The organism is Vibrio bathopelagicus (genome assembly GCF_014879975.1).
Taxonomy (GTDB): domain Bacteria; phylum Pseudomonadota; class Gammaproteobacteria; order Enterobacterales; family Vibrionaceae; genus Vibrio; species Vibrio bathopelagicus.
In genome coordinates, this window is the sequence record NZ_CP062501.1 from 1,581,553 (window position 1) to 1,598,909 (window position 17,357).

A 17,357-nucleotide genomic window follows, 5' to 3' on the forward strand; every position below is an offset into this window, starting at 1 on the left:
ATTGATAAATTTGCGACTCTAGCATTCCATAAACTCATGCGAACAAATTATGACCCCTTATCCTAGCTTGCCATCCTCACATAATGGCTTAAAAGCCTTCGAAGCGGCTGCAAGACTGATGAGCTTTACGTTGGCTGCTGATGAGCTCAACGTGACACAGAGTGCAATCAGCCGTCAGATCAAACAGCTTGAAGATGATCTAAACGCATCACTGATCATTCGTAAGCATCGAGCCATAGAGTTAACGGTACAAGGTCATGATCTGTATGTGGCTTTGCGTGAAAGCTACGGCAATATCGAATCGGTGATCGCATCTTGGAGTGAGCCAAAACAGAAACGTATTGTGATCAAAGCGACCTTGAGTTTTGCTACGCGGGTGTTGATCTCCAAGGTTCGAGAATTGAACGAGCGTTACTCTGATTATGAGATCGTTATTGTTCCTGTGATTGAAGAGGATGAAGCGATCAACAGCAGCGAGTACGACTTGTTGATCTTCCACACTCGATTCAAAAAACGATACGACAACGCTCCTGACATCACTTTCTTGCGTGAAGAGTTCATGGCACCAGTCTGCTCTACGAGTTTAACCACTAAAGACACTGACCTCGATTCGATCTTAACCATGCCACGACTGCACCCGACCTTAGATCACCATGACTGGAAAGTATGGTTAGCCGATGTCGAGTTCCCACCGAAAAAACCGGTCAGGAATACCAGTTTCTTGTCTTTGGATATGGCGCTCAGTGCTTGTTTGTCAGGTGAAGGCGTCACGGTGACGGATTTGCTGTTAGTTTTGCAGGATCTTCAACGAGGCTTCTTGTATTGCCCAGAGAATGCAAAGATCCAGAACAGTGCGTGGACTTATTTCATCCACCAACGCACTCATTCACCTGTCATCGATGACCTTATCGAATGGCTTAAAGAAGAGACGACAAAAGAAATCGAGTTACTGAAAGCATTATCCCATCAAAACCATTGGTCAGGTGTAATCCAAGATCATTAAAGGCTCGGTGACTAAAAACCCAAAATAATATTAACCTTATAATTCTTAACGTTTATTTATTGATTCGAATGACCTATCTTACGCCTTATGAACCAGTACACAGATATTGGCATCTTATTCTTAGGAGAAAGTCATGGAACAACAACGTCTAAAAATCGCGATTATCGGCGCAGGACTTAATGGTTTAGCACTCGCATTATCACTGCGTACATTTGGTATTAAAGCTCGAATATACGAAAAAGCGGAACAGCCGCGTGCAGATGGTACCGGCATCATCATGTGGCCAGAAGGCATGCAAGTGCTTGCGGCACTGGTTGGTGTCGACAAAGTAAAAGCCGCATGTAACCAAGTCGATACCATCTCGACATTAACGGCGACAGGATTACCCATCAACACGCTCAACATGAGCGACTCTCCAAGCAAAGCCAACGCGCCTATTGGTTTGTTTCACCGCAGCCGTTTATACCAACTGCTATTGAATGAATTAGGTGATGATTGCATTGCAACCAACCAACACTGCACGGTAGCTCAAGACAGCGAACAGCCGCAGATTCTTATTAATGGCGAACCACTTGATGCAGATATTATTGTCGGTGCCGATGGTGTGTTCTCTCAAGTAAGAAAATTTGTGGCACCTGATGTGTCTCTAAGACAACCGAACGTCTACTGCTGCCGCGGTGAGATTGATTTCAAAACACCAGAGATCAGTGATGAAGAGTGTTATGTATTCGCAGGTGATAAATCTCGCATTGTAACCTACACCTATGACCGAGAAACCCAAGGTAAATACTGGTTTGCTGCGTGCGCCGTAAAAGAAGGTGAGACGCTTTCTAAGCAAACCGTGTTAGAGCAATTCGCTCACTACCCTAGTTATTTACTAGATATGATTCGAGATACGCCAGAATCAAAAATCTTACCTTCTCCCCTTACTGATGTTGCCCCATTCGATACTTGGTATCGTGATAATGCGGTTTTACTCGGAGATTCATGTTGCGCTGTATTGCCAACCATGGGTATCGGTTTTAGCTTAGGTATTGAGAACGCTTATGTGCTAGCACAAAGTATTGCCTCTAACTTTGAAGGCACAGAGCACGCTTTCAAACGTTACCAACAGCGTGCTCAACAACGATCTCACGAGCTGCAAAACATTACACACCGCCTCAGTGAACTGACTTACAAAGATCAGTTCAACCCAGTTGAAGTGGCAGAGCTTTACCAACAGTTCGCCATCGCGAATAGCCGCTCGCCTTTTTAACGGCTTAATGCGCTAGCAATGCATTCTCTGCTAGAAAAGCCGCAGTATTAGCTGCGGCTTTTTAGGTTGTTGGCTTTGCTCACAGTTACCTAATGACTGCTAGCTATGAATGCTAAACACTACAACTTAAACATACGCGCACTGCGTGGTGGTAAGTTGAAGGTGTGATAACGAGAAGTCACAGTTTCTGTCGCGCTGCTTAATACGTCTTTGTATTGAACATTCCAGTTAAATTCATGCTGGTAAGTATCAACCGTCACCCCACGAGTTTCGCCACACTTATTAATACCAACCACACCTTCTTTGCCTCGCTTGAACAGCAAAGTACATTGGTCGCTCGCGATCATCGTCATTGTTTTACCTTGCATCGCATTGTGGAAGCTCAACATATTTTTCATTGTCGAACTGTTCCAAACATTGCCCCAACGACCGTTATCCTTATCTTCTGAATCAGGAAGATCATCGCTGTAGATCAACGGCGTGCCACCGTCTTTACCAAGGATATAAGCGTAAGCGAGCTGCTCATCTTGTGGATCCATGATTTGATAACGGAAGCCGTCATTAGTTGGAATATCATGCGTGATGGCGAAGGTGATCGAGCGATTGTCATCCAATGCTTGGCCGTACGCTTTTGGATCATGCAGTTGGTTCATACCACCACCCATAGAGAATGCCGAGCGAATCGATGCAAACAACGGGAAATCGTACGCAGAGTGATTGGTGTTGTTTAGGTATGGCGCTAGGAACGACTCATAGCCGCTATTCCCTGCTCCACCACTGGTAATGACTTCACCAAACACATGCATGTTCGCTGTAATCTCAGACGTAAACACTTGGTCGATTTGGTACTGGCTCATGTGTTTCACCGCATCAATTCGGAAACCTTTGATGCCCATGTCCTTTAACGCTTTCAGATATAAACGCTGTTGTGAAACCACCCAGTTATTTGGATCTAGATCCGGAAGACCCACATCACCATCGGCGCCACATAAACGCCAGTATTGAACATGGCCAGGGTCGTTCCAATCCGAAATACAGCCTGCGGCATGGAAGTCATTAGCCGAGACAAAGCCTTGTGCTAGGTTGCCAAACAGAGTCTGGTTGGCATAGTAGCTTGAACGGCTAGCATAGTCGTTTAGCACTTCAGTGCCAGGGTAATCCAAGTCACTTCGCTTCCAACTTTCATTCGCCATATGGTTCAGCACTACATCAGCGTAAACATCAACGCCCACAACTTTGAGTGCGGCGATCATTGCGGCCAAATCTTGTTTATTGCCCAAAGGAGAGTCGATGGTACGCAAATCTTGAGGTTGGTAACGCGCCCACCATTGGCTGCCACTGGATTTCATTGCCGGAGCAACCAGTACTTTCTTATAACCGGCTTGAGCAATTTGATTGGCGTTGGTCGTCACATCTGAATACTTCCAGTTGAAAGCATGCAGGATGGTGTCGGCATAAGTGGCTGAACTAAAAGAGCAAAGCGCGAGTGTGGATATGAGTAGGGTATTTATTGGTTTCATAAAAATGTCTCTTATTATCTATTCATAGAAATAATAAGAAGGCAAAAACCAATTGAAACCAAAATAAGTCAGAGTTGAATTAGGGTCACTCTCTGTTGGGGTTGACTTTATAAAATTGAGCCATGGTAGAGGTTCTGTAGAGGCCTATTGAATGATAACAATCCCTTAGTCATCAAGTCAGAAGTATCGTGTAAGTAATAAAGAGTCCACACCTTACTGGATTGGTGTGAAACTCTCATTGTTGAGGTACCTTTCGATACCTCAACAATACTGATCGACCTCAATATTAGTCTAATTAGTTCAGATCAAATTGGGTTAATCAAGGCTATAACTGGACTCATCAAACCCTTCGGTGATGAACGTAAAATTAGGTGGGATAACATTTGTTCTTAAGTGTTTAATGCTCTGATACTCCTCTGAATACCAAAACTCTCTGAGCTTCTCCATCGATTCGAACTTAAACAAAGTAAATTTCGCCTTTTGATTAGGCCACTGCCCTTCCACCAGTTCTATATTTTGCTCTAACGAGCCTGCTATCAGAACCTCTGCACCAGATTTTTCAATTAGCGGATGAACCGCTTCGAAGTAATCGTTGAGTGAGCCATGATCGTCTTCAAAAATTGAACTGCATACTAGGTAAGCTGGAGTAGGATTTGTCATTGTATTTTGCCTTTGTGTTGTAAGTTGATTTCAGCTTACAAGTTCAAGTTAACTTTAAGTCAATAGCCTTTTATCTACTACTCAAAGAATATTAAACAGTCAAAGGTTTTGGTCGACAATACCAAACTAAGCTATGATTCCTTTTCCCTCAGCCTATTGATATTTTTATGTCTTCTTTCTCTTTTTCACAAATCCCTGTTGGGGTTCGATTCATGATCCTCTCCGCTTTTGGATTCGCACTGATGTCAGCTTGTGTGAAATACATAAGCAATTACGGCATACCTGTATTTGAAATCGTTGCAGCAAGGGCTTTGGTGTCTTTGGCCATCAGCTACATCGACGTAAAACGAAAAGGCATTTCGATCTGGGGTAATAACAAACCTTTGTTGTTTGTTCGTGGAGCCGTAGGTACAGCAGCGCTGATGTGTGTTTACTACGCTGTAACCACCCTTCCGTTAGCAGAAGCAACTATCCTTCAATACGTGCATCCCGTCTTTACCGCCTTGCTCGGCGTGTTGTTCCTCAAAGAACGCGTCCAGAAATCGACCATGATCTGCATTGCATTCTGCCTAGCGGGATTATTGGTGATGGTACAGCCAAGCATGAATAGCGGTGCGAGCAGCGAGTTACCCCTATTCAGTATTATGGTGGCGTTGTGTGGCGCATTTGGTAGCTCGATTGCTTATGTGATTGTGAGAAAGCTGAGCCAGACGGAAGACAGCTCAGTGATCATCTTCTACTTCCCACTGGTTGCCCTACCAATATCGACAGCCCTTATTTGGCACGACTTTGTATGGCCGAGCCTATTCTTAACCGTGATGTTAGTGTTAGTCGGGATTTTCACACAGATAGGCCAATACGGTTTGACCAAAGCGATGCAGACTCAAGCGGCCGGTAAAGCTTCGGCATACTCATACGTTCAGATTGTCTTCTCAGCACTGTTAGGCGTGTGGATCTTTAATGAAATCCCATCAGTTTGGACCTATCTGGGTGGTGGATTGATCGTGACTGGCGCGCTAATAAATGTGTTTGGCAAACAGCTATTAGTGCCGTTCAAGGCTAAGTAGATAACCAGGCAACTGGGCTAACTATCAGTTAACCAACCAGCTATTAAATAGACCTAAAAAGGGCATTGCGGATGATTCCACAATGCCCTTTTAGATAAGTATTCTCTAGCCTATTTTCGCCTAGATAACTCATGGTATTACATAGCTATCTAGTCCTATACAACTAGCTTGTAGCATTGCGCTGTTTGGGATCATCGCTCAGGTATTCAACGAACTCGATTTCAAAGCCTGCCGGATCCACGAAGTAAACGTTTTTACGATAAGGTTCTTCTGCTCCAGGCTTAGCAATTGGGAAGCCTGCCTCCACAAGACGTGTAATCACGCCCTCTATATTATGAGTCACATAAGCGAAGTGCGCGAGGCCAACAGAATGTCCTGCTAAGTCTCTATTCTCACCCTCTCCATGATCACTCAATGCGATGTATTGGTATTCGTCACCAAAATGCAGCCAATTACGGGGCTTGCCTGACCATTCACCTTTCCCCTCATCACGGACGTACCAATGAGGGAACGCCGCTTTGTAGAAAGTCAGCATTTCAGGGATGTCTTTAACGACTAAATTCACATGTTCAAGTTGGATCATTCTTCTCTCCTTAAAGTATTCTCGTAAGCAACGTTACACATACTAATAGCTCAAGTTAAGTTGAGGTAAAGCATTAATTTGCATTTATTTCGAGAACGTTTTTAGAGCCTAATTTGTTCTACTTTGACTACATACAAACTTTAAGTTTAGACGACCTCTTCAACTGTGACTTCTATTTGAACCAACTACAATCCGTATTTAATAGCAGTTTTACCGATAGATGCACTGCTCTCAATAAGCTGGTGTGCTTCTTTCAGCGTATCAACACTCAAGCCATTCAATGTTGTGGTAAGCGTAGATTTAATACGTCCAGCATCAATCAGATTTGCTACTTGGAACAAGATGTCTTGTTGTTTCTGAATATCATCTGTGTTGAACAGTGAACGTGTGAACATCAGCTCCCACACAAAACCCGCAGACTTGCCTTGAAGCGCCGACAGATCAATTCCGCCATCGAACTCAACAATAGAACTGATCATACCTTGTGGTGCAATCAGCTCCACCATCGATTCCCAGTGCCCCTTTGTATCGGCAACATTGAAGATGTAATCGACATGCTGGATGCCTTGCTCTCGCACAGAATCAACCAAATTACGGTGATTCACCACGTGGTCTGCACCCATATCCCTTACCCACTGTTCGGTTTCAGGTCTTGAAGCCGTCGCAATGACCGTCAGGTTAGTCAGTTGGCTCGCCAATTGAATGGTGATTGAACCGACGCCACCAGCACCACCTATGATCAGAATCGATTTTTTCTCTTCAGGACGAACACGCAGACGATCAAACAATGCTTCCCACGCGGTGAGTGTTGCTAGCGGCATAACAGCAGCAGCTTCATCAGAAAGGCTCTTTGGTGCTTTAGCCGTAATACGGTAATCGACGGCTTGGTATTCCGCGTTAGATCCCATGCGAGTTACGTCACCGGCATAGTAAACACGGTCGCCTAGTTCAAAGCCTTCAACGTCTGTACCTTTACCGACAACTTCACCAACCGCGTCATAACCAAGTACTTTTGGCTGCTCAAGTGTTTTATCTTGAGCACTGCGAATGCGAATTTTTGCGTCTGCTGGGTTGATAGAAGTAGCGTTCACTTTTACAAGCAAATCATTTTCTTTTAGTTCTGGCAGGTTCGTTTCAAACTCAAACAGACTGTTTTTTTCTGCAATGGCAAGTGACTGAGTAAATCCGATAGCTTTCATTTTTGATGGTAGTGACATGGTGCTTTCTCCTTAAATTAGATGAGTTAATCTTAGAGAATTATCACTCTAGATAAACCGCCTAATGTTTGAATCATATTCAAATATTATTTGATAATCGTGTGACCACTGATTGGGTAACACGAACATGTAACACTGTTAGCCGCTGCATGGAGGCATAACGGTTAGATAAGGCCTTGCTCAATCAACCAGTCACGCGTGACTTCATCTTGCGGCTTACCTTCACGGCAAACTTTATAATCTAACTCTGCGATAATATCGTTCGAGAATCGCAGTGAATCTAGCTTCTGAATCTGTTGTTCGCTGAACAGGTGCTTCTTGTCATCTCTTAAAAGAAGTACCGCTCTATCTACAATGCCTAGCAAACCTTTTGGTTCTTTAAGCTCTCGAATATAGTAGCGATAATGCAAAAATTGAGGCTTCCAAAGCGGTACAACAACCCACTCTTTGTTCGCTACGGCGCTTTCAAAGGCATCAAAACAATCGTCTTCGCTACCCGGGAAAAACTCATAACCCGCATCGCTCAAACCATACTCTTTCATCATCTGTATAGAGAAACGTGTGATGCCAGCACCGGGGTTAATACCCTGAATTGTAGAGATCATTTTCTCGACAACTTTTTGCTTTACTAGATCAGCGACTTCAGAAACGGCCTCTTCGGGGACATAATCAGGCACGCCCCATAACGCGTAAGGTTCATAATGAAGGCCAAGTTCGATAAGCGGCTCAACTTCCTCAACGCCCGCTTTGTAGATGCCGTGGCTTGATGGCAACCATGCCGAAGAGAGCATGTCTACTTCACCAGCTTTCAGTTTTTCAAAGTTTTCTTGATGAGGAGAGAAGATACGCTCTACCTCGAAGCCCATTGCTTTAGTACATTAGCAACCAGTGAGGCGGTGGTTCGGTGAAACGACAAATCTGTTACGCCAATTGTGATTTTCTTCGTCATGTTGTTTTCCCCTTTTGTTCAGCTTGATAGAGATAGTACATGGCCAAAAACTAGCGAAAAACAGCCTAACATTTGAATAATTATCAAATATATTTTGGTAATTGAGCGTATGAAGTTAGCTTAGAAGGGGTAAATCAGGATTAACCCGCTTTGTGATTAGAAAAGATTTCAATACAATGTTTAGAACATTATCAAACACAGGTAGATAATATGCTTCTTGAAGACTTGCAGGTCATTTTAAAGGTAGCGGAGTTTCGCAGCATCACCGCTGCAGCTACCAACCTAGACATGCGCACAGCCACCGCAAGTGCAGCCGTCAAACGTGTTGAAGCCGCACTGGGTGCTGAACTATTTGTAAGAACAACACGCCATTTACGGCTCTCTTCAGCAGGCGAACGTTATTTACCTGAGTGCGAACAAGCCTTAATAATATTGGAGCAAGCCAAGCTCAACATGCGCGAAGAGCTTGGTATTCTTGATGGTGAAATCCGCATTGCGCTTTCTTCGGACCTAGGAAGAAACCTCATTACACCTTGGCTTGATGAGTTTCTGCTTGAATATCCCAAGGCGACACTTCGCACTAGCATTAGCGACAGCAATATTGATTTTTATCGTGATTCTGTTGATATGGCACTGCGTTACGGCTCTCCGACTGACGCCAACATGTATGGCTTCAAGATCTGCGATGTGCCGAGAATATTGTGCGCTGCCCCTGAATATTTAGCCGAGATGGGAACACCAAACCAGCCGAGCGACTTAGCTGAACACAATGGATTGCTTTATCAACTGCATGATATGTTGCAAGACGAATGGGTGTTTAACAATGGCAAGCAGGATCATAAAGTGAAGCTGAAAGGGAATCGTGCATCGAACGATGCTGACCTTGTTAGACGTTGGTGTGTTGCAGGGAAAGGCGTGGCGATCAAATCTTGTTTAGATATGTCGAGTCATTTGCTTTCTGGCGAAGTGGTTAAAATCATGCCCGAGTTCAAGCCAACATCAACCGAGCTGTGGTTAGTGTGTCCAAGTCGTCAATCCATCACACCAACTGTTCGCTTGCTAAGAGATTTATTCAGAGAAAAAACCGCAGAGATCCTTTCTCAACTGAGTGAGCAGGGCATTATCGAACCTCAACAATCCTAGTGGGCTAACCCCTCTTAAAAACTAATGCCTTTTAAAAAGCCAACGTCTTTTAAAAACCAATGTTTCTACAAAAACAACATTTCTAAGACACTAGCGCATAGAAGACAAAAAACAAAAAGGCGTTAGCGAACTTCAATTCGCTAACGCCTTTAATCATTTGAACATCACACTGTATCAATGGATGTATCGACTCAAATACGAGCGCTTAGTTTGACTCTTCTTCAACATCACAGTCAACACAGCACTGAAGAGCAATTTCATGTTCGAAAGTGATCGTATCTTTGCCTTCTTCTAGTAGCTCTGCGATTTCATCCGCGACTTCTTTTTCATCATCCGCTTCGATATCGCTTGTTAGCTCTTCTTCTGAATAGCCGAAGAAGTTCAGCAATAAGTACTCACGAGCTTCATCTTTAGTACAAACGACGTTTGCTGAAAGATCTGGCGTAACCTCACCTTGTGCAAGAGTCGCTGTTAGTTGAGCTATAGCATCCTCTTTCATCGCAGGCGTTAACCAACCAAGATCAGTACTTACCGTCGTTTTTTTACAGTCGAAGCAAGGCAGTTGGTGAAAGTAGTATTGAAAGCTAGTCATAGGTAATTTCTTCTTTAAATGTTGTATAGCGAGATTATGCGCGTTTTGTAGCAAAATACTATCTCAATCACAACCTGAGCCTGATTCGATCTAAATATTTGTACCAAGTACAGAGCACCATGATGACTATGGATAAATTTAAGGCTTCGCTCACCTGGGACATCATCTCATTACGACGCTATACGTTGACGACCATGCTGCCATCTTCTGCTTGATAACGTGCCCATAATTGAGAAAGGTTTTCTTTATTGAGCTGTATCTCTTTTTCTTTCAGAAACGCTTCGTTGTGCAGCTTCGAATAAGAGCGTTCAGCAAGGTCACAACTAAATGTAACGATGGTTTTCCCCTTCCCCATTCTAGCAGCAGCGTATAGCGCCCCTGCTACGTTCAACGACGAACTGCTTCCTAGAAGAATTCCGTCATGCTCTGCAACAAGGCGGGATATCGTAACCAAATCCTGATCGGGAAGCGTTATTGCACGATTGATTTTTGCCTGCCTGAAATTTTCAACCGTCCGCATGATCCCTATACCTTCCGTGAACGAGCTTCCCGTTGATTGATAGTGCCCATTACGTAGAAACGAATAAATACCGGAGCCATTTGGGTCAACTAACCAAGTTTCAAGATTGGGTTGCTGCTCAGATAGGTAGTGTGAGTTTCCAGCAATAGTTCCACCAGTCCCCACAACTGAAACTAGAGCATCAATATTACCTTGTGTTTGCTGCCAAATTTCCGGTCCAGTATTAAAATAGTGTGCTCTATAATTACTGAGATTTTCGAACTGATCTGCCCACCAATAATTCTCATTTTCGACACCAATCCGCTTGGCCGTGTGGTAAAAGTGTTCAGGATTCGCAAAAGGACAAGGATCGACCAATAACAATTCAGCGTTATAAAGCGAGATCATACGCTCCTTCTCTTGTGCCTGCCCTTTTGGCATCACCACCAACATTTTATAACCGAGGGATTTAGCCACTAGAGCAAGGCCAATCCCCGTATTTCCCGCGGTACCTTCGACGATTGTCATTCCCGGCTTCAGCTTACCCGCTTCTACAGCATCCATAACAAGCTGAAGTGCTGCTCTATCTTTAATCGAACCACCCGGGTTTTGGTGTTCACACTTAAGAAGAATCTCACAACCTGATATCTCTGAAAGACTGTTGATTCTAACAAGATCGGTATCGCCAATTAGTTCACTGAGATTGTTTGCAACATGGACAGATGACATCGCGACTCCATTTATTTGTTGAGGATGAGTTTGTTCATCGATTGAGTTGTCGATGATCATAAGCGTAGCTCTGAGGTTTGCTTAGTCAAGGAGTGCCGGATTTGAAAAGGCTCTCATTTTCTTAATAGCAATTATAATTAAGGGTGATCGATTAAATTGAGGGTAGCAAAATGTTTCTAAAAGAGAAAAAGAGCGGTGACCTCGTAGATGTTACTGAAATGACCAAATTAACCAACTTATTTCAGGACAGCATCGAAGGTCGGTTTCAAGCTGGCGAGGAACAGCAAGACCCTGAGATGTTTAAAAAGTCCGAACTGGTGTTTATGTCAGGTGAAGAGTTACCTCGATGTTGGACAGATCCAAACTACCGTTCAGAGGCTAAATAATTAGCTATTTCGGAACACCTGGAAAGTTGTAATTAAAGCTATCTTCTAAAGGTGCTTGAGGATGGTATTGTGGGCTATGCGCCTACTAAAAAGCTCAGATGCATCTTTATTAGACACAAAAAAGCGAGCCACTTTGGCTCGCTTTTCAGTATTTGATTTTAAGCTAAATTACAAAAGTTCTACCGACTGTTGAGCAATCAAAAATCGAACGTTAGATTGAAATCGATACTATTGTAATCTAAATTATCAAAGTAATAGTTATAAGAAACTGTTGGTTTGACTCCGAACATAGAGATGGTAATGCCTGGGCTCAAATAATGAGAGTAGCTATTATCGCCATAACAGTGAGTCTGACAAACTGAAAACTTTTCTAAATGAGGCGTCCATTTTTTGTAATGTGTCATTTGATGGGTGTAAGAGAGAGATAAAGATAGCCAATCATTCACGTCATAAAAACTACCGAGGGTTTTATCTAAAGAAATGCTTTCATCTCGAATAAAAATACGTTCTTGGTCTATATATTGAACGGTAATGTCGGTATAGAAAACAGCATCTTTCCAAGCAAAAGCGCTAAACAGCCCAGAGTTGTAAACCTCTACGTTATCCAAGTTACCACCAGCGGCAACGGTCACCTCATTGTAGATTAAATCAACAAGAATAAAGGAATAGCCAATCCCTACCTCTCCAAAGTGATCGCTATCGTACTGTCCGAATACACGCCAAGTCTCATTAAAGTTATGTGAACCATATAGTGTGTAGGTCAGTTCGTTATCAATATTCTGTTCGAGATAGTTTTGCTTGCTAATGGAGATATTAAAAGTGTCCCCCACGTAATCAACAACATCTTGCCAATCAGCTTGTACAGAAAAAGGGAAACAAATAAGTGCGAGCGAGTATATTTTATTCATGTTGAAACCGTATTTAGATCTCAATCCATGAGAGCTGTTATTTATTGATAGCAATGATATAAGCAGTGAAAGAATTGGAATATTGATTAATACGAAAAAGCCTATTAAGGCAGACTTAATAGGCTTAAAAAGGGGTGGACAATCCTTTGCCCTACATGAACTCTTTAGTTCCGTATTTACTTAGAGAACTTTGCCTTAATCTTTGCTTTAAGAGCACCGGCTTTAGATTTCAAGGTGTTCTTTTTGTCTGCGTCTATGGTTAGCATGCGACCTTGCTCACCAATAAAGGTTCTAGACCCATCCGCATGTACAACTAAACGAATGCCACCTCCAATCTTAGCGGCATGTACAGTCGCTAAAAGATCACCTTGTGCGCTGTGCAAAGTAATATTGTGGTTCTCATCTTTACTCAACAAAATACGCTTGCCATCGATAGTTACAAACTCACCACCTTCAGTAAGATAAAATAACTCATCGTTAATCTTGATAGTTTGGTTGTCTTTATCTACTTCAATCTCACCAATACTCACACGCTCAAAGCTTGGTAGTTCGAACTCAGGCTTATCAACCTCTGGACGAGGTTTAACAGTAGTAATAGAGCCATCTGAATGGTCAATCACGATCTGTGAACCATTGTTTGCTGTAATAGTGGTTTTCATAGCATTGCCTTGATTTCTTGCGATATCAATTGTTTGGCCACCATTTAATGTAATTTGAGAAACGTTGCCTCCACCAGACGTAGCTGTTACGGTGCCAACCTTACCTTTCTCATATAGGTTTACGTTGCCGTCAGATGCAATAAAGCCAATTTTTTCACCGCCAAAGAAAATTCCGCCATCTTTGATTATCAACTCTTGTGAACCTTCACCTCCACTGATCTCAGGATTTACACCCCACTCAGGTGACGAATCTTTATCATTGAACTCAGGCTTAACTTGGAAATCTGGATCAATGTCTTCACCTGGACCTTGGACTGGGTAGTCTGGCTTATCGCCTGGTTTGACAATTGAACCTTCATCATCCGGTCCTGCGACAGGGTGATCATATTCAGGAATTACGCCCCACTCAGGTGACGAATCCTTATCATTGAACTCAGGCTTAACTTGGAAATCTGGGTCAATGTTTTCACCTGGACCTTGAACTGGGTAGTCTGGCTTATCATCTGGTTTGACAATTGAACCTTCATCATCCGGTCCTGCGATTGGGTTATCGTATTCCGGAGTTATACCCCACTCTGGTGACGAATCTTTATCATTGAATTCAGGCTTAATTTGGAAATCTGGATCAATGTCTTCACCTGGACCTTGAACTGGGTAGTCTGGCTTATCGCCTGGTTTGACAATTGAACCTTCATCATCCGGTCCTGCGATTGGGTTATCATATTCAGGAATTACGCCCCACTCTGGTGACGAATCTTTATCATTGAACTCAGGCTTAACTTGGAAATCTGGATCAATGTCTTCACCTGGACCTTGAACTGGGTAGTCTGGCTTATCGTCTGGTTTGACAATTGAACCTTCATCATCCGGACCTGAGATTGGGTTATCGTATTCCGGAGTTATACCCCATTCTGGTGACGAATTTTTATCATTGAATTCAGGCTTAACTTGGAAATCTGGATCAATGTCTTCACCAGGACCTTGAACTGGGTAGTCTGGCTTATCGTCTGGTTTGACAATTGACCCTTCATCATCCGGACCTGCGACAGGGTGATCATATTCAGGAACAACTCCCCAGTTATTATCAGTGTCTACTTTGTAGAAACCACGGTCTTGTCGCCAGTGATAGGTTGTTTGACCATCATCTGATGTAATAGTGAAATTCTGGTTGCCAGCGTTACCTTCACGATAAGTGATCGTAGCTCCCTCATACTGAGAGTTGTTATTTAGTGTTACAGAATAAGTAGTTACGCCGTTACCATTTACCGATGAAGTAATTGAACCCAATGGTTCATTGTCAGCGTTACGTAAACGAGTGCCGTCATTAGCTACGTAAGCAACAACTTCACCATTATTCATCAGCGCTTTACGGCCTTTTTCATCTTCACCTACAGACCATTGAGCCTTCAGGTCGTTATCTGCAATTGGTAAAGAAGGCTTATCTTTGATTGGGCCATTGTCAGCGTCTGGCAAGACTGGACCTTGTTCATAGTCATGCATAGCTGATGAACCATTTGATGACGAATTCGAAGACCCGCTAAATAGAGCGGCAGTAAGACCTAGAGCACCAGTACCAATAGCTTTCCATACTCCTGAGTCATCTTGCTCGTAAACTACGCCGTTTAACTCCACTACCTTGTTATTTTGTGCATTCAGCTTAGCAAGCGTTGATGTATCAATACTATCCATTTGAGATTGGATCGCTTTTTCAGTCGCTAAATTTGCTAATTCAACATCCACGCTTTGTGCAATAACATTGCTTGAAAATGCAGTTGTAATTAAAGTTGCTAGAATTGTTTTATTCATGTTCATGTAATTAAGTCCGGTAAATATAATTAATTTCAAAATACTATTTGTTTTCGGACCATCCTTGGAAGCGATGAGTGAATATTAACGACTTCGGTTAACCATGAATATTTGCCAATATTTAACTGGCTATTAAGCTGTACTTAACAAGTCAAACTAGCAACAAAAAACACAATTATTCAGTTACTTACAATACGAACCCAGAAAATTAAAATACAAAAAAAGGGCTAACACATGGTCAGCCCTTTCTAATTCTTGCTATTTATTTTATAGGAAGTTATTCCCCTTTCACTGTATACATATTATCTGCTTGTTCTTTTACTAATTCAGCATCAATAGGGAGATACATTCTTACAAGGAAATTTCCTCCTTGCTCTACGGTTGCATTGCCCACACCTAGTTGGCAATTGGTAGTGAATGAAAAAGAATTACCATTGTCTTTCATTTCAGTATGTGGAATATAAAAATCATTTTCATGAATCCAACCATCCGCACCATAAAAAGTCGCCGATAAATAGCCGTTATTTTTCCAATCTAAAGCTGGTTTTTCAATTGTCCAAGTTTGGCATTTATCTGAAGCCACTTGTAGTGGAACATATTGAGCGGTATCCATTGGTAAACCTCCCCAACCATATGCTGCAGCATAAACGTAGTTATGCGGATCGACGTCTGCTAGCGTTTTTCCGAAAGCGTTGTGTCCAGCGATAGGTTGCTCGCCAGTATTAACTTGGCGAACAAGCTCATCGCGAAAGGTAATGACCTCATCGGAATCAAAGCCTTTAGTTGAATATGGATGAGCCGAATTAGCTTTAAACTGAAGCTGACTTTGACGATTTTTTGTGTCTTCATAATCGCCGTTGTCACGCGTTCTTGCCAGTAAGTAGACATATTCGCCTTGAATATCATCGGCGGTCACTTCAAGGGTTTCACCATTTTTTACGACTTGGTGAAATAGGTGATGCTCATCAATAATATGGATAATCTGAAATTCATCAGATTTCGGTACAGTAAACGTTGCACCTTTACTGACGTCAACGATAGCTATTGAGTAGACTACATCACGGTTAGAGCGAATGACTTGCTGATTATCAATGCTGACAGGGTCATCATGCATCCATGTGTTTACTCCCGCTTTTTCTTGCACACCACTAAAATACCAGTCTGATTCCGCGACGACGTAGTTTTCCATAGTGACAGGTGCGGCAATACAGCTGAATGCACTAATTAGAGATAAAGACAAAATCGATTTTTTCATATGTTGACTCGCTGATTCAAAGATTAATGTATGTTCCTATTCAAAGCCCTTTCGAATCAGCAATATTACACATTGAACAATCACTGATTCGTATTCCATTACATTTATTTACCACTGTAATCAAGCGATTGAACTTAGAATATTTGAATTTATTTAGCTTGCTGTTAAGCTGAACTTAATACGTCGATTGGTAGAAGGAACACCAATGAGCAATGATAAGTTTAAAAATCTCGACCTAAATCTCCTCAAGTTATTTTCTGTTGTATATCAGCAACGTAACTTAAAAAAGTCCTCGGAGTTGCTATTCATATCTCCTCCAGCAGTCAGCCAAAACATAAATAAACTGCGAGATCATTTCGAGGATGAGTTATTCGTTAAAACTCCAAAAGGCTTTGATACTACGCCGTATGCTGACAGTCTTTTCTTGGCGCTATCTCCTGTTTTAACTCTGTTGTCCAATGCAGTTAATACACATGGAGAGTTTGAACCGAGTGAATTAGATGGCACCATCACTGTGGACATGGGGCAGCAGATCATTCCTTGGCTCTCTCCGATGATGTTTACTGAGATCTCAGAACAGTGCCCCAACGTTACGTTTGCATCTCATAATATGACAACTGAAACCCCTTCAATGATGAAAACGGATCAGGTAGACCTTGCCGTTCAGTTTCAGTTTTCTAATACAACAAAAGATATCTATGAACTGCCCCTTGGCGAAGTAAATTTTGTTGCCGTGGTGAGAGAAGGCCATCCATTTAAAAAAGAAACCGCAACCATAGAGGAGCTTTTGGAGTACAACTTTGCCCTTGTTGAAATGCCATTTTTTAATACCTTCCATACCTCTCTTATTGAACAAGTTGTTGCGAAGAAAGGACTCGAGATAAATGTTGTTCATAGAAGTACATCGGCAATCAGTATTCGCGAAATTGTGTTGAGAACAGACCTTGTCGTTCCGGGCCTAGAAAACTTTGTCAAACACTGTGGAGAGGGACTAAGAGCGATAAAAGTAACGAATGTAGAAGAGCTAACAACTTTACGGTTATGTGCCTATATCCATAAGAAAAACAGAAAGAGTCAGAAGCACTTGTGGTTGTATGAGATGATTAAGTCACTAGTCGATTCTTAA

15 protein-coding genes and 1 pseudogene are annotated in these 17,357 nt (G+C 42.5%); 6 read left to right on the forward strand and 10 right to left on the reverse strand.

From position 1 onward, the window contains the following. The first annotated feature begins 49 nt into the window (after positions 1-49). Together IHV80_RS23330 and IHV80_RS23335 are read left to right on the forward strand one after the other, a co-directional pair. Entirely contained in the window at positions 50-1,003 is a 954-nt protein-coding gene (locus tag IHV80_RS23330; RefSeq protein WP_192891172.1) for a LysR family transcriptional regulator, read from the forward strand. Positions 1,004-1,136: 133 nt separating this feature from the next. Then, on the forward strand, positions 1,137-2,258 hold the full coding sequence (locus IHV80_RS23335) for an FAD-dependent monooxygenase (RefSeq protein ID WP_192891173.1): 1,122 nt from the start codon (positions 1,137-1,139) through the stop codon (positions 2,256-2,258). Positions 2,259-2,377: 119 nt separating this feature from the next. Here the strand turns inward: IHV80_RS23335 and IHV80_RS23340 are convergent, their stop codons facing one another. Together IHV80_RS23340 and IHV80_RS23345 are read right to left on the reverse strand one after the other, a co-directional pair. After that, positions 2,378-3,778, reverse strand: a complete 1,401-nt coding sequence (locus IHV80_RS23340; RefSeq protein WP_192891174.1) for an alpha-amylase family protein — start codon at positions 3,776-3,778, stop codon at positions 2,378-2,380. A gap of 315 nt (positions 3,779-4,093) precedes the next feature. Beyond that, positions 4,094-4,438: a DUF1330 domain-containing protein gene (locus tag IHV80_RS23345; RefSeq protein ID WP_192891175.1), complete on the reverse strand. Its 345-nt coding sequence runs from the start codon at positions 4,436-4,438 to the stop codon at positions 4,094-4,096. A 167-nt stretch (positions 4,439-4,605) separates the two neighbouring features. On the opposite strand from IHV80_RS23345, the gene IHV80_RS23350 reads away from it, so the two are divergent. Further along, complete coding sequence (locus tag IHV80_RS23350; protein ID WP_192891176.1) at positions 4,606-5,505, forward strand: DMT family transporter; 900 nt, start codon at positions 4,606-4,608, stop codon at positions 5,503-5,505. A gap of 163 nt (positions 5,506-5,668) precedes the next feature. Here IHV80_RS23350 and IHV80_RS23355 read toward each other — a convergent pair whose 3' ends face one another. The 3 genes and pseudogenes from IHV80_RS23355 to IHV80_RS23365 all read right to left on the reverse strand — a co-directional run bounded on the left by IHV80_RS23355 (position 5,669) and on the right by IHV80_RS23365 (position 8,254). After that, positions 5,669-6,088 carry a VOC family protein gene (locus IHV80_RS23355; protein WP_192891177.1) on the reverse strand — a complete coding sequence of 140 codons (420 nt, stop codon included), beginning with the start codon at positions 6,086-6,088 and terminating at the stop codon, positions 5,669-5,671. A gap of 185 nt (positions 6,089-6,273) precedes the next feature. Beyond that, a complete protein-coding gene (locus IHV80_RS23360) occupies positions 6,274-7,305 on the reverse strand; it encodes a zinc-binding alcohol dehydrogenase family protein (RefSeq protein ID WP_192891178.1) in 1,032 nt (343 codons plus the stop codon). Between the two features lie 164 nt (positions 7,306-7,469). Then, a pseudogene (locus tag IHV80_RS23365) lies at positions 7,470-8,254 on the reverse strand (glycine betaine ABC transporter substrate-binding protein). A gap of 210 nt (positions 8,255-8,464) precedes the next feature. Between IHV80_RS23365 and IHV80_RS23370 the strand changes: the two are divergent. Further along, positions 8,465-9,397 (forward strand): LysR family transcriptional regulator, encoded by a 933-nt coding sequence (locus IHV80_RS23370; RefSeq protein WP_192891179.1) that lies wholly within the window; start codon positions 8,465-8,467, stop codon positions 9,395-9,397. Between the two features lie 205 nt (positions 9,398-9,602). Here the strand turns inward: IHV80_RS23370 and IHV80_RS23375 are convergent, their stop codons facing one another. After that, positions 9,603-9,989, reverse strand: a complete 387-nt coding sequence (locus IHV80_RS23375) for a hypothetical protein (protein WP_192891180.1) — start codon at positions 9,987-9,989, stop codon at positions 9,603-9,605. Between the two features lie 178 nt (positions 9,990-10,167). Continuing rightward, the gene (locus tag IHV80_RS23380) at positions 10,168-11,217 is read right to left on the reverse strand and encodes a cysteine synthase A (protein ID WP_192892210.1); all 1,050 of its coding nucleotides are present in this window, start codon (positions 11,215-11,217) and stop codon (positions 10,168-10,170) included. A gap of 170 nt (positions 11,218-11,387) precedes the next feature. Here IHV80_RS23380 and IHV80_RS23385 point away from each other — a divergent pair, with 170 nt between their 5' ends. Next, positions 11,388-11,603 (forward strand): hypothetical protein, encoded by a 216-nt coding sequence (locus tag IHV80_RS23385; RefSeq protein WP_017109081.1) that lies wholly within the window; start codon positions 11,388-11,390, stop codon positions 11,601-11,603. A 197-nt stretch (positions 11,604-11,800) separates the two neighbouring features. Here IHV80_RS23385 and IHV80_RS23390 read toward each other — a convergent pair whose 3' ends face one another. The 3 genes from IHV80_RS23390 to IHV80_RS23400 form a co-directional block, all read right to left on the reverse strand. Next, complete coding sequence (locus tag IHV80_RS23390; RefSeq protein ID WP_192891181.1) at positions 11,801-12,511, reverse strand: hypothetical protein; 711 nt, start codon at positions 12,509-12,511, stop codon at positions 11,801-11,803. A 176-nt stretch (positions 12,512-12,687) separates the two neighbouring features. Beyond that, entirely contained in the window at positions 12,688-14,982 is a 2,295-nt protein-coding gene (locus IHV80_RS23395; RefSeq protein WP_192891182.1) for a hypothetical protein, read from the reverse strand. A 271-nt stretch (positions 14,983-15,253) separates the two neighbouring features. Further along, a complete protein-coding gene (locus IHV80_RS23400; RefSeq protein ID WP_192891183.1) occupies positions 15,254-16,231 on the reverse strand; it encodes a DUF1254 domain-containing protein in 978 nt (325 codons plus the stop codon). Between the two features lie 205 nt (positions 16,232-16,436). Here IHV80_RS23400 and IHV80_RS23405 point away from each other — a divergent pair, with 205 nt between their 5' ends. After that, positions 16,437-17,357, forward strand: a complete 921-nt coding sequence (locus IHV80_RS23405; protein ID WP_192891184.1) for a LysR family transcriptional regulator — start codon at positions 16,437-16,439, stop codon at positions 17,355-17,357.